Genomic DNA, 12,891 nt, shown 5'->3' with positions numbered 1-12,891 from the left:
CCCAAAACCGCTGCACACTTTTGGGCGACATGCATTCTTCAATAGACTGGTGGTGAAACCACCCAGATGACAATTGCCGGCTCGGAACCCGGATTGCGCCAACGGTAGGGCTTGCCTTCGAAGCGAAAGGAATCGCCCTCGCCAAGCCGATGCCAGACGCCGGCTATTTCGATGTCGAACAGTCCGGATGCGACGTACCCGGCTTCCTCGGTCGGCCGCTGTGCCTCGGCCTTCAGTTCGGCACCCGGCGCGAAGACCGAACGCACCATTTCGAAGCTACCGCCGAGATCGGGCGACAGAAGCTCCTCCACCAAGCCGGTTTCGCTTGTGCCAAGCGTGCGACGTCTGCCGGCGCGCACAACCACGCCGCGCTCGCTTTCGACAGGCACGTCATGGCTGAAGAACAGGCTGATCGGCACACCAAACAGTTCGGCGAAAGCTCTGAGGTCGCTGAGCGATGGCGTTGACAAGCCACGCTCCACCTGACTGACCCAACCGACCGAACGGCCAAGCTTCAGGCCGATCTCCGCCAGCGTCAGACCACGCAGTTTGCGCAAGGCCCTAATATCGCCGGCCAGCACGCGTTCGTCAGGTCCCTGCAATGTACTTGCTGTAGGCGAAGGCAAGGCGCTCACTTCATGAAAAAATCCGCATAAATTTCATGAGAAATCAAGCGCATGAAAAAATCAAGTGGATTTTCACGCTTGCTCAAGATTTGCTTGCACGATTTTGATGGTTCATGCAAAGGCTCGGGCACGAACGGCGAGTGGGGACGTCTGGTCGAGACGAGGGTTAAGGGACGGCCCATGCTGGAAAACAACACTCGAATCGCGAGCGAGGCCGAGATCGTCGACGAGGCGATTCTGTCGCGCCGCTCGGTGCGCGCTTTCCTGCCCGACATGGTCGACGACGATACGATCCGCGCCATTCTGGCAGTTGCAGCGCGGGCTCCGTCGGGCACCAACATGCAGCCGTGGAAGGTCTATGTCACCAAGGGCGAGACCAAGCAGCAGATTACCGACGCCATTCTCAATTCTGGCATTCGCGCCGAAAAAGCCGACTGGGACGAGTACCGCTACTATCCCACCCAGTTCTTCGAGCCGTACCTGACCCGGCGCCGCGCCAACGGCTTCGGCCTCTACGGCGCGCTCGGCATCGGCCGCCGCGAGGTCGACAAGATGCGCGCCCAGCACGACCGCAACTTCGTCTTCTTCGACGCGCCGGTCGGCATGATCTTCACCATCGACCGCCGGCTCAACCAAGGCTCATGGATCGACTACGGCATGTTCCTGCAGAACATCATGGTCGCGGCGCGCGGTAGGGGTTTGCACACTTGCCCACAGGCAGCGTTTGCACCCTACCATCGGCAGATAAGGCCGGTGCTCAACATTCCCGACGAGGAGATCGTCGTCTGCGGTATGGCGCTTGGCCATGAGGACCTATCCAAACCGGAAAACACCTTCCGCACCGACCGCGTGCCGCTGGAAGAGTGGGTGACGTTCAGCGAGTAAGCCGGTCCGGCTAGGAACCCAGGTGGTAGGTAGGCAAGCAGTGCCCAGAGCGTGATGACGCCCTCGATCACGAACTGGAGGCGGAAGTCGTCGGCGAGTGGCCGGCCGCCTCTACTGCACCTCGTAGCCGACTTCCTCGCTTGCGTGACAGAGCGCCTTCCAGAACGACCGGGCGAAGGAGCGGAAGACGTAGATGTCGAACTGGTCGGCGCCGGTGCGCTGGATCTGGGCGAAGACATCGTGATGGGCGGTCGAGCGGCCGGCGCCGACTGGGAAGGCAGGCAGCGAAAAGTCGATGGCGAAGAACTTTGCCAGCACCCATTCGGCCTTCGGCCCGGCAATGCGGATCACGGTGCGGCCATGCGAGAGGTCGGTGATCGTACCGATGGCCGGGGTAACCACCTTGGCAAAGGCAGCGGCCAACTCCTCGGCCTCGTCGGCAACGGTGAACTTTCCAGGCGCGAAGCCGAACACCGACTTCACGCCGTCGCTCGCTCCGCCGCCGGCACCGTCCGGCAGCGCAAGTCCGGTGACGGTGTGGATGGCTGATATCAGCTTCTTCTCTTCGCCAGGCCAGGCGGCGAGCTGCACGATCGAGCCTGGCCGCGTCTCGGTCAGGATGATCTCGACGCCGTGCTCGAAATTGCCGTGCGAGCCGACGTGAAATTCCGGCTCGAGTGGCGACAAGTGCTCTGGCGGCTTGCGCTCGGGTGATTGGCGCTCAACCATGCATGCGACTCCCATCCGGATCGAAGAAGTGGTTGGAGACGATCTCGACTGGTCCGAACCGCTTGCGCAAGGGATCGGAGACATGGGCGCGCGTGCCCTGCCTGGCCTTGCCGCCCTTGATCAGCGCCAGCGCGATATGCTTGCCGAGCGCCGGCGAATAGCAGCAGGCGGTGATGTGGCCGATGGAACCGTGCGGATTGGCCTCGTCCAGTTCTTCGACGATGTGCGCGCCGCCGTTGAGTGGCCGGTTGTCGAGCGAAATCAGGCCGACCAGTTCCAGGCGGTCAGCGGCGATCAGGCCTTCGCGGTCCATCATCGCCGAGCCGATGAACGGCTTCTTCTTCGACAGCATCCAGTCGAGATGCAAATCGCGCGCAGTGGTGCGGCCATCGATCTCGGCGCCGGTGACATGACCTTTCTCGATGCGCATCGTGCCGAGCGCCTCGAGCCCGTAGGTGACCAGCCCGAATGGCTTGCCGGCCTCGATCAAGGCTTCCCAGACATGGGTGCCGTAGCCGGCGCCGGAATAGACTTCGAAGGCCATTTCACCGGAGAAAGACAGCCGGCAAATCATCACCGGTACGCCTGATATCTCGCCACAAACGATGCCCATGAACGGCAAGGTAGCGTTGTCCACCGCTGTGCCAGTGACACATGTAGCAAGGATCTGCCTGGCCTTGGGCCCGCCGATCGCGGCGCCCGCCCATTCGTCGGTCACCGAGGTGACGTGGACTTTCAGGTCCGGCCAGATCACGTCGAGGAAATATTCGAGATGCTGCATCACCTTGCCAGCGTTGGCCGTGGTGGTGGTCATCAGGAAATCCTGCTCGCCGAGTCGCCAGGTAGTGCCGTCGTCGAAGGCGAGGCCGTCCTCGCGCAGCATGAGGCCGTAGCGGGCCTTGCCGACGGCGAGCGTCGAAAACATGTTGGTGTAGACGCGGTCGAGGAACAGAGCGGCGTCGGGCCCTTGCACCGCAATCTTGCCCAGTGTCGAGACATCGACGATGCCGGCGCTCTCGCGCGTCGCCTTGGCTTCGCGGACATAGGCCTGCTCGACCGTCTCGCCGGCATGGCCGTAGATCATCGGACGGTACCAGAGGCCGGCGGAATACATCGTTGCACCATTGGCTAGATGCCAGTCATGCATCGGCGTCAGCCGTTCGGGCTTCAGGTCGCCGAAGCGCTCGGCCGCCAGCGAACCGATCGAAACCGGTGAAAAGGGCGGCCGGAAGCGCGTCGTGCCGACCTCTGGGATCGGCTTGCCCAGCGCTTCGGCCATGATGGCAAGGCCGGGCACGTTGGAGCTCTTGCCCTGGTCGGTCGCCATGCCGAGCGTGGTGTAGCGCTTCAGATGCTCGACCGAGACAAAGCCTTCGCGATGCGCCAGCCGCACGTCCTCGGCGGTGACGTCGTGCTGGAAGTCGACAAAGCTCTTGCCCTTGGCCCTGATCTCGAACACCGGGGCAGGACGGGGGTCACAAGGCAAGGATTCGATAATCGGGTACGCCATCGGCGTGACTGTTGCGCCGATCGCCGAAAAACCAGCGTTGCGGCCGTCCAGTATTGCCTCGAGGGTCATGAAATGGCCGTTGAAGGCGCCGGCGCCGACCCATTTCTGCGTCGGCTTCGGCGGCAGGAAAGCTTGCAACGCCTCGTTCCATTCCGCTTTGGCGCCAGCCTGGCTTGCGAGATGGATGGTCGGCGACCAGCCGCCGGACATCAGCAGGCAATCGGCATGGATGCTGCGCGCGTCGCCGGCGAGCGTTCCGTTGGTCATGTCGAAGCGTTGCAGCTTGAGGCCGGACAGCGCCTTGCCACCTTCGGTGGCGACGACGGCGTAACCGGCGAAGATCTCGGCTTCGGCTTCCGTGGCCAGCTTGCGCATCTCTGGCGACAGCTCCGGCCTGATATCGGCGATGGCAACGATCGCGGCACCGGCCTTCTTCAAGGCGACGGCTGCCCGGTAGGCGCTGTCATTGTTGGTGAACAGCGCGATCCGCTCCCCCGGCAGCACGCCGAACTCGTTGGCATAGCGCTCGGCGGCGTGCGCCAGCATCACGCCTGGCCGGTCATTGCCGGGGAACACCAGCGGCCGTTCGAAAGCGCCGGTGGCCAGCACCACGGATTTGGCGCGGATCGCCCAGTAGCGATGGCGCGGCTCGCCTTTGCCTGGCTGCTCCTTGTGATCGTTGACCCGTTCGAGCGCGGCGAGCGTGTTGTTGTCGTAGTAGCCCCACACCGTGGTGCGCGGCAAAAGGCGGACATTGTCGCGGCCTTCGAGCTGGGCGACTATGCGGCGAGCCCAATCGGCGGCCGGTGCGCCATCGATGGTCTCGTCGGACCAGCTGGCCGAGCCGCCGAAACGCGGCTCGAGATCGGCCAGCATGACGCGGGCGCCCAGATCGGCGGCGGTCTTGGCTGCCATCAGGCCCGCCGGGCCGGAGCCGACCACCAGCACATCGCAAAAGGCATTCATGCGCTCGTAGCGGGCCGGGTCCTTGGCCGATCCGGCGCTGCCGAGCCCGGCGGCACGACGGATGAAATGCTCGCAGAACATCCAGAAGCGCGTGCCCTTCAGCGGGCCGAACACCGGTCCCATGAACGTCTTGTAGTAGAAGCCTGCCGACAGGATCTTGCCGCCGAGTTGGTTGACGGCGTTGATGTCCCAGGCAAGGGAGGGAAAGCGGTTCTGGCTGATGGCAACCAGCCCGTCATGGATCTCGACCATGGTCGCCGGGATGTTCGGCTCGCGGACGTCGCCCTTCAGCACTGTCACCAGGGCGTTGGGCTCCTCGACGCCTGCGGTGACCAGGCCGCGCGGGCGGTGGTATTTGAACGAGCGACCGAAGAGGGTGATGCCCTTGGCCAGCAGGGCCGACGCCAGCGTGTCGCCGGCATGGCCGGTGTAGGTCGCGCCGTCGAAGGTGAAGCGGATCGTTTTCAGCCGGTCGATGCGGCCGCCAGTGTCGGTGCGGCGCGGGCTCATGCCTTGTCCTCTGCCTTGCGGCGCGCGGCCGAGCCATGATCGCCGCGCACAAAGGCGACGCTGGAAATCTCATGCGTCAGCGTGTTGCGCACGACCCTCAGATGCGCGCGGCAACCACCGGAATGCTGCCAGATCTCGTTGTGTTCGCCGGCCGGGTTCAGGCGGTCGTAGACATAGGCGTTCCACGCCTCGAAATTCTGCGAGGCGGGGTCGGGACGCTGACGGTTGCCGTCACCTTGATAGGTAAACTCGATGACGTCGCGCGGGCCGCAATAGGGGCAGGTGATCAGCATCGAATTTTATCTTCTTGGTTGACCATGAGCTTATCGGAAAACCGTTCTCCACTTTTCCGCATCATGGTTTAATGCAGCCGCGGGTTTGCACCCTGGCCCTTGTCGTCGATCATCAGGCCGCGATGGAAGCGGTCAAGCGTGAAGGGGGCGTTGAGGTCGTGCGGCTGATCCTTGGCGATGGTCCAGGCGAAGCACCAGCCGGAAGCCGGCGTCGCCTTGAAGCCGCCATAGCACCAGCCGCAGTTGAGATACATGCCGGGCAGAGGGCCGGTGGTGATGATCGGCGAGCCATCCATCGACATGTCGCAGACGCCGCCCCAGGAGCGCAGCATGCGCACGCGGGCAAGGCCCGGAAACAGCGCCAGCATCTCGCTCATCACCTCGTCGACGATAGGCAAATTGCCGCGCTGGGCGTAACTGTTGTAGCCGTCGATGTCGCCGCCATAGATGAGGCCGCCCTTGTCCGACTGCGACATGTAGAAATGGCCCATGCCAAACGTGACGACGGTGTCGATGAAGGGCTTCAGCGATTCCGTCACAAAGGCCTGCAGCACATGGCTTTCGATCGGCATCGTCTCGATGCCGGCCAGCTGCATGACGCGTCCAGTGCTGCCGGCCACCGCGACAGCCACCTTCTTGGCGCGGATGTCGCCGCGCGACGTCGTGACGCCCGTGATGCTGTCGCCATCGCGCAGGAAGCCGGTGACCTCGCAATTCTCGATGATATCGACGCCACGGCGGTCGGCGCCACGCGCATAGCCCCAGGCCACCGCATCGTGGCGAGCAGTGCCGGCGCGCCGCTGCATCAAGCCGCCGACCACCGGAAAGCGTGCGTCGGCGGAAACGTCGAGCGCCGGGATCAGGCGCTTGATCTGCGCCGGTGTCATCAGCTCGGCGTCGACGCCGAGATGGCGCATGGCGTTGCCGCGCCTTGCATAGTCGTCGAACTGGGCCGGCGTGTGCGCCAGGTTCAGGCAGCCGCGCTGCGAAAACATGACGTTGTAGTTGAGCTCGTGCGAAAGGTTCTCCCACAACTTCATCGAGTGTTCGTAGAAGCGGGTGTTGGCCGGCAGCAGGTAGTTCGAGCGCACGGCTGTCGTGTTGCGGCCGACATTGCCGGAGCCGAGCCAGCCTTTCTCCAGCACGGCGACATTGGTGATGCCGTGCTCCTTGGCGAGATAATAAGCGGTCGCCAGCCCGTGGCCACCGCCGCCGATGATGACGACATCATAGGACGCTTTCGGGTCCGGCTTCCGCCAGGCCGGCTTCCAGTCCTTGTTTCCCTTGAGCGCGTTCGCGAGCAGCGAAAAGGCCGAGTACTCTGCCATCATGGTCATCCGGTTCGGGCGATGCGGCAGACTATAGAGCAGGCCGCATCGGCAAAGCCAATATTGCGCCATTGCCTTTCGACTGGCCGACGCACTGTGTGATCGGACGGGCCAGTGATGGTTGCGACGGCTTGCCCCATGATATGGCCGTCTCTATCAAGGACAGGCAATTTCAAATTGCCTCTGCTGCACGAGTCGCCATCAAAATCATGATTTTCCGATTGCATCGCCTCATTTTGATCCTCGCGCTCGTTTTCTCGGCGCTGCACCCGTTCGACGCTACTGCGCAAGCGCTCGGCCAGGGCGCCGCCGGACTGATCACCGATCAGCAGAAAGTCATCCAGGGCCTGACGGCCAAGACTGACGACCTCGAGAAGAAGATACAGCAGGACGGTGAGGACGATGCCTTGCTGGTGGATATACGTCTGCAACTGGAGGGTCTGTCGCGGGCGGCCCTCACTGGTGCGCTGGCGTTCCGTTCGCGTCTCAACGATATCAACAATCGAATCGAGACGCTGGGTCCGCCGCCGGCGGCAGGCCAGCCGCAGGAGCCCGACATAGTGACCGGCGAACGCCAGGCGCTGGTGTCGGAAAAGGCCGAGATCAATGCGGTCGTCGCCAGCGCGCAGAACCTGTCGATCCGCATCAGCGGGCTGATCGACAGGATCGGCAGCATGCGCAGCGAGCTGTTCCGCAATCTTTTGACCAAGCGCTACGTGCTATCCGATGCACTGAGCCCGCAGGTCTTCTCCGACGCCAGGGACGAATTCGACAATTTCTACAAGGCGGTATCGTCCTGGCTGAGCTTCGCCTTCAAGTTCAAGTTCCAGGCCGTCCTTGCCGCGACCTTCGTGGCGCTCGGGCTGGCCCTGGTGCTGCTGGTCGGCGGCAGGCGGCTGTTCGGGCGGGTGTTCGAGGCTGACCCCACCAACGAAGATCCATCCTATCTCAGCCGTCTTTCGGTGGCCTTCTGGTCGACCTTGCTGCCGACGCTGGCGGTCGGTGTATTCCTGGCCTCCACGGTATTCTTTTTCAACTATTACAATGTGCTGCGCGGCGATATCGGCCTCTTCCTGAATGCGCTCGCGGCGGTTATCGGAGTGGTGTTCTGCGTCAACAGGCTGACCAACGCGGCGCTTGAGCCGCGGCTGCCGAACTGGCGGCTTATCCCTGTCGAAACCGGCCCGGCGCGCTGGCTGGCGCGGCTGACGACCGCCATGGCGGTGGTCATCGGCGTCAACTATTTCCTGTCAGTGGTCAACGACAAGATGGGCTCGCCGCTGTCGCTGATCATCGCCCGCAGTTTCGGTGCCACCATCATCGTCGGCGTCATCCTGATCCTGATGGCGATGCTGAGGCCGTTCAAGGCGCATGACGGGAGCTGGCGGCCGTGGCCGGCATGGCTGCGCTATACATCGCTTGCGCTTGGTCTTTTCACCATCGTTGCCGCGCTGCTCGGCTATATCGGACTTGCCTTGTTCGTCTCTCAACAGGTGGTTGTTACCGGCACCGCGCTGGTCACAGCCTATATCGGCTTCCTGTCGGCGCGCGCGATCGGCGAGGAGGGCGCTTTCACCAACACGTCCGTCGGGCGCTGGCTGTCCGCCAATTCGAATTACGAGGATACCGCGCTCGACCAGCTGGGCCTCGTCGTCAGCGTCGCCATCAATGTGATGATCGTGCTGGTATTTCTGCCGCTGATCCTGCTGATGTGGGGCTTTCAGCCCGGCGATATCGAGGCCTGGGCCTACAAACTGGCAACCGGGATCAATATCGGCTCGGTGACGATTTCGGTCACCGGTATTCTTTCGGGCATCGTCGTCTTCATCATCGGCTATTTCCTGACGCGCTGGTTCCAGGGCTGGCTAGACGGTTCGGTGATGGCGCGCGGCAAGGTCGATACCGGGGTGCGCAATTCGATCCGGCTGGCGGTCGGCTATGCCGGTGTTGCGCTGGCGGCACTCGTCGGCATATCGGCGGCGGGCATCGACCTCTCCAGTCTGGCGCTGGTCGCCGGCGCTCTTTCCCTCGGTATCGGTTTTGGCCTCCAGAACGTTGTGTCCAATTTCGTTTCCGGCCTGATCCTTCTGGCGGAACGGCCGTTCAAGGTCGGCGACTGGATCGTCGCCGGCGATGTCAGCGGCACCGTCAAGAAGATCAGCGTGCGCGCCACCGAGATCGAAACTTTCCAGCGGCAATCGGTCATCCTGCCCAATTCGAACCTGATCAACAACGCCGTCGGCAATTGGACGCATCGCAACAAGCTCGGCCGTATCGATATCAAGGTCGGCGTTGCCTATGGCAGCGACGTCAAGCAGGTACATGCCGTCCTGCTGGACATCGCCCGCAGCCATCCCTTGGTGCTGAAAAACCCCGAACCCTTCGTGCTGTTTTCCAACTTCGGGCCTGCCGCACTCGAATTCGAGATCCGCGTGTTCCTGGCCGATGTGATGAACGGCAACATCGCGCAGAACGACATCCGATTTGCCGTGCTTGAGAAATTCAGCGGCGAGCACATCGAAATTCCATCGACGCCCCGCGCCGTCGTCGATGTCCACAAACCCAAGGCTTGGCCGACCGATGATGACAAGATCGAGGCCGACTTCGCCGAGCAGGAGCAGGCCAAGGTGGCGGCTGCCGCCGAAGCAAGACGGGCCGTCAAGACGGGCCGCAAGGTGCGCAAGCCAGATCCCGACTAAGGTTGTGCCGATTTCAGCCAGCCCGCCAATTGACGCGCTCGGTCCGGCAGAGCCAATTGCGGCATGAATGCGGCATTCAGTTGCGGTTCAGCTTCCATCTCATATAAGCTCCCATGCAAAGGCGAAAGTGCCTTGCGAAATGCAACAGAGGCGGTGGGAACACCGATATTGCACCATGTGGAAGTCTCTCGTCGCTGCCGTCGCCTTGCTCGCCGTGAGCGGCTCGACCCATGCCGCAAGCGCGGTCAACAAGGACGCCGAGACCCGCACGCTGATCGTGACCGAGGGTGGCAGCAAAAGCGATCTGGCGCTGGCCGCTGGCGAAACCGTCGAGTTCTGCCCGAATGGCTGTTTCGTCACCTTGCCCAATGGCGACCTCGAGGCCCTGACCGGCTCGGAAACGGTCGAAATTTCGGGTGGCGTCGCCCGCATCAAGTAATCTTGGCGGCATGATTGGGAAAGGCCGGGCACTTGCTCGGCCTTTTATCGCTCCCGGTATTGATCGTTTGACAATGACGCCGGAAATGGCGCCGCGGCAGCCACAACCAAACGCCACCGGCCCTGCCAGCGGTGCCTGAGTTAGCCCCGATTCGGAAGGCGACCCGCTCAAGGCGCCAATGTGAGCATTTCACCCTATGGTCGCTCGGCTTTTTGCCAATGTCGCAAACAGGCTTCGTCAGCGCCACCGCTCCGCCCTATAGTCCGCCCGCTTTATCACTTTGGAGTCGCGGGCAATGGCAGAGTTTCCGAAAAAGGCGAAGGTCGTCATCGTCGGCATGGGCGGTATTGTCGGCGCATCGATCGCCCATCATCTGATCGAGCGGGGCTGGGACGATATTGTCGGCATCGACAAGTCAGGCATTCCAACCGATATCGGCTCGACGGCGCACGCCTCCGACTTCTGCTACACGACCAGCCACGATTTCCTGTCGTGCTGGACGACGCTCTACTCCATCGATTTCTATGAGAAGATGGGCCACTACGCGCGCATTGGCGGGCTCGAAGTCGCGCGCGTCGGCGACGACAGCCGCATGGAGGAAATCAAGCGCAAGATCGCCTCGGCCAAGGCGTTTGGCACGCGCGCTCGCCTGATCGAACCGGCCGAGATCAAGGAAAAATTCCCGCTCATCGAAGAAACAATGGTGCAGGGCGGCCTATGGGATCCGGACGCCGGTCTCGTCATCCCGCGCTCTCAAACCGTCGCCGGCAAGCTGGTCGACCAGGCGGAAGCCTCGGGCAAGCTGAAATCCTTCGCCAACACGCCGGCCCGATCGCTTGTCGTCAAGGACGGCCGCATATCAGGCGTGGTGACCGATCGCGGCACCATCGAGGCCGATTATGTCGTCGTCTGCGCCGGCATCTGGGGCCGGCTGATTGCCGAAATGGTCGGTGAGGACCTGCCGGTCATGCCGATCGACCATCCGCTGACCTTCTTCGGCCCGTACAACGAGTTCGCCGGCACCGGCAAGGAGATCGGCTGGCCGCTGCTGCGCGACCAGGGCAATTCGGCCTATATGCGCGACACCGGCGATCCCAAGACCGCCGAGGGCGGGCAGATCGAATGGGGTTACTACGAGGAGACCAACCCGCGCCTTTGCCATCCGCGCGATCTGCTTGAGAAGGACCAGGCGCGGCTTTCGCCCTCGCAGCGCGACCTCGACATGGAACAGATCCTGGCACCGCTCGAGCGCGCCATGGAACTGACGCCGATCCTCGGCGAGCTCGGCTACAATGAAAGCCACTCCTTCAACGGCCTCTTGCAGGTGACTGCGGATGGTGGCCCGTCCATGGGCGAAAGCCAGAAGGTGCGGGGCCTTTGGTATGCCGTCGCCATCTGGGTCAAGGACGGCCCCGGCATGGGCAAGCTCATCGCCGACTGGATGACCGACGGTCGCACCGCGATCGACCATCACGCCATCGACTATGCGCGCTTCTATCCGCACCAGACGAAGGAGCAGTTCATCTGGGACCGCTGCACCGAGACGGCGATGAAGGTCTACAATCCGGCCGTGCATCCGCGCGAGCCTTTCTCCAAGGCCCGCAACATCAGGCGCTCGCCGTTCTGGGAGCGCGAGAAGGAACTCGGCGGCTATTTCATGGAACTGGGCGGCTGGGAGCGCGCCCACGGCTATGCCGCCAACGAGCATCTCTTGGAGAAATACGGCAACCGCGTGCCGGTGCGCGAGAATGAGTGGGACAACCGCCATTTCTGGCGCGTTTCCAATGCCGAACACCTCGCCATGAGCGAGGATGTCGGCATCGTCAACCTGTCGCACTTCGCCATGTATGACATAGAAGGCCCGGACCATGTTGCGCTGCTGGAATGGCTGTGCGCGGCCAAAATCGGCGGCGACAACAACATCGGCAAGGGCATCTACACTCACTTCCTCGACGAGGAGGGCATGGTGCGCGCCGACTTTACCGTCATCCGCATGGCCGACCGCTGTCGCTTGATCGACGGCGCCGACGCCGGCCCGCGCGACTTCCAGTACATGCGCCGCACGGCGCAGGACAAAGGCTTTGATGTCACGATCACCGATGTCACCGAGAAATATGTCACCGTCGGTATTTGGGGGCCGAATGCCCGGGCGACCTTGCAGAAAGTTGTCGAGAATCCGGACGGGCTTTCGCATGAGAATTTCCCATTCGCGGCGATCAAACCGGTTCGTATCGGCGGCAAGGACGTCACTGCTTTCCGCATCTCCTATGTCGGCGAGCAAGGCTGGGAACTGCACATGCGCTACGAGGACGGCCTAGCCGTCTGGGATGCCCTGCGCTCGACCGGCGTGATGCCGTTCGGCGTCGAGACCTACGCCAACACGCGCCGCATGGAAAAGAGCCTGCGCCTGCAGAACGCCGACCTTTTGACCGAATACAATCTGCTCGAAGCCGATCTGGCTCGGCCGAAGGTCAAGGAGAACGACTTTTGCGGCAAGGCCAAGCATGTCGAGTATCGCGCCCGCGAGCACCAGCCGGCCATGCTGTGCACGCTGGTGATGACCAGCAATGTCGATTCGAAAGGCGTCTCCCGATATCCCGTCGGCACCATGCCGGTGATGGACCCGAAGACCGGCGAGACGCTGGTCGACGAACTTGGCCGGCGGTCCTTCACCACCTCGATGGCCTATGGCCCGACCATCGGCAAGAACATCGGTCTTGCCTATCTGCCGTGGGCGTACGCCCAGGAAGGCCGCAAGCTCACCATCGAATATTTCGGCGAAACCTATCCGGTTGAAGTGGCGGCTGTCGGCTACAAGCCGCTCTATGACCCGGAGAATTTGAAGCCGCGCAGCTGAATGTTGCAGGACTGTGAATGCAAAGCCCGGCTCGGCCGGGTTTTGCTCT

General features: G+C 62.7%; 9 protein-coding genes. 4 read left to right on the top strand and 5 right to left on the bottom strand.

Annotated elements, in window-relative coordinates; genetic code table 11:
* Positions 1-38: 38 nt before the first annotated feature.
* On the bottom strand, positions 39-602 hold the full coding sequence (locus NKJ89_RS12935) for a helix-turn-helix domain-containing protein (protein WP_031259669.1): 564 nt from the start codon (positions 600-602) through the stop codon (positions 39-41).
* A 204-nt stretch (positions 603-806) separates the two neighbouring features.
* Here NKJ89_RS12935 and NKJ89_RS12930 point away from each other — a divergent pair, with 204 nt between their 5' ends.
* The gene (locus NKJ89_RS12930) at positions 807-1,511 is read left to right on the top strand and encodes a nitroreductase (protein ID WP_023757774.1); all 705 of its coding nucleotides are present in this window, start codon (positions 807-809) and stop codon (positions 1,509-1,511) included.
* Between the two features lie 111 nt (positions 1,512-1,622).
* Here the strand turns inward: NKJ89_RS12930 and soxG are convergent, their stop codons facing one another.
* The 4 genes from soxG to NKJ89_RS12910 all read right to left on the bottom strand — a co-directional run bounded on the left by soxG (position 1,623) and on the right by NKJ89_RS12910 (position 6,847).
* The gene (gene soxG / locus NKJ89_RS12925; protein WP_352602847.1) at positions 1,623-2,240 is read right to left on the bottom strand and encodes a sarcosine oxidase subunit gamma family protein; all 618 of its coding nucleotides are present in this window, start codon (positions 2,238-2,240) and stop codon (positions 1,623-1,625) included.
* On the bottom strand, positions 2,233-5,226 hold the full coding sequence (locus tag NKJ89_RS12920; protein ID WP_352602845.1) for a sarcosine oxidase subunit alpha: 2,994 nt from the start codon (positions 5,224-5,226) through the stop codon (positions 2,233-2,235). Before NKJ89_RS12920 ends, soxG begins: the two co-directional genes overlap by 8 nt.
* Positions 5,223-5,519: a sarcosine oxidase subunit delta gene (locus NKJ89_RS12915; RefSeq protein ID WP_023757771.1), complete on the bottom strand. Its 297-nt coding sequence runs from the start codon at positions 5,517-5,519 to the stop codon at positions 5,223-5,225. Before NKJ89_RS12915 ends, NKJ89_RS12920 begins: the two co-directional genes overlap by 4 nt.
* Before the next feature lie 68 nt (positions 5,520-5,587).
* Positions 5,588-6,847, bottom strand: coding sequence for a sarcosine oxidase subunit beta (locus NKJ89_RS12910; RefSeq protein ID WP_352602843.1), 1,260 nt, complete (start codon positions 6,845-6,847; stop codon positions 5,588-5,590).
* A gap of 209 nt (positions 6,848-7,056) precedes the next feature.
* Between NKJ89_RS12910 and NKJ89_RS12905 the strand changes: the two genes are divergently transcribed.
* The 3 genes from NKJ89_RS12905 (at position 7,057) to NKJ89_RS12895 (ending at position 12,842) form a co-directional block, all read left to right on the top strand.
* Complete coding sequence (locus NKJ89_RS12905) at positions 7,057-9,546, top strand: mechanosensitive ion channel family protein (RefSeq protein ID WP_352602841.1); 2,490 nt, start codon at positions 7,057-7,059, stop codon at positions 9,544-9,546.
* A 175-nt stretch (positions 9,547-9,721) separates the two neighbouring features.
* Complete coding sequence (locus tag NKJ89_RS12900) at positions 9,722-9,985, top strand: hypothetical protein (protein WP_023757768.1); 264 nt, start codon at positions 9,722-9,724, stop codon at positions 9,983-9,985.
* A 295-nt stretch (positions 9,986-10,280) separates the two neighbouring features.
* Positions 10,281-12,842: a GcvT family protein gene (locus tag NKJ89_RS12895; RefSeq protein WP_352602839.1), complete on the top strand. Its 2,562-nt coding sequence runs from the start codon at positions 10,281-10,283 to the stop codon at positions 12,840-12,842.
* The last annotated feature ends 49 nt before the right edge of the window (positions 12,843-12,891 follow it).

The sequence above is a fragment of the Mesorhizobium sp. M0047 genome (assembly GCF_040323315.1).
Taxonomy (GTDB): Bacteria; Pseudomonadota; Alphaproteobacteria; order Rhizobiales; family Rhizobiaceae; genus Mesorhizobium.
The sequence above is the reverse complement of the archived record's forward strand: the minus strand, read 5'-3'. Positions and strand labels throughout refer to the sequence as shown.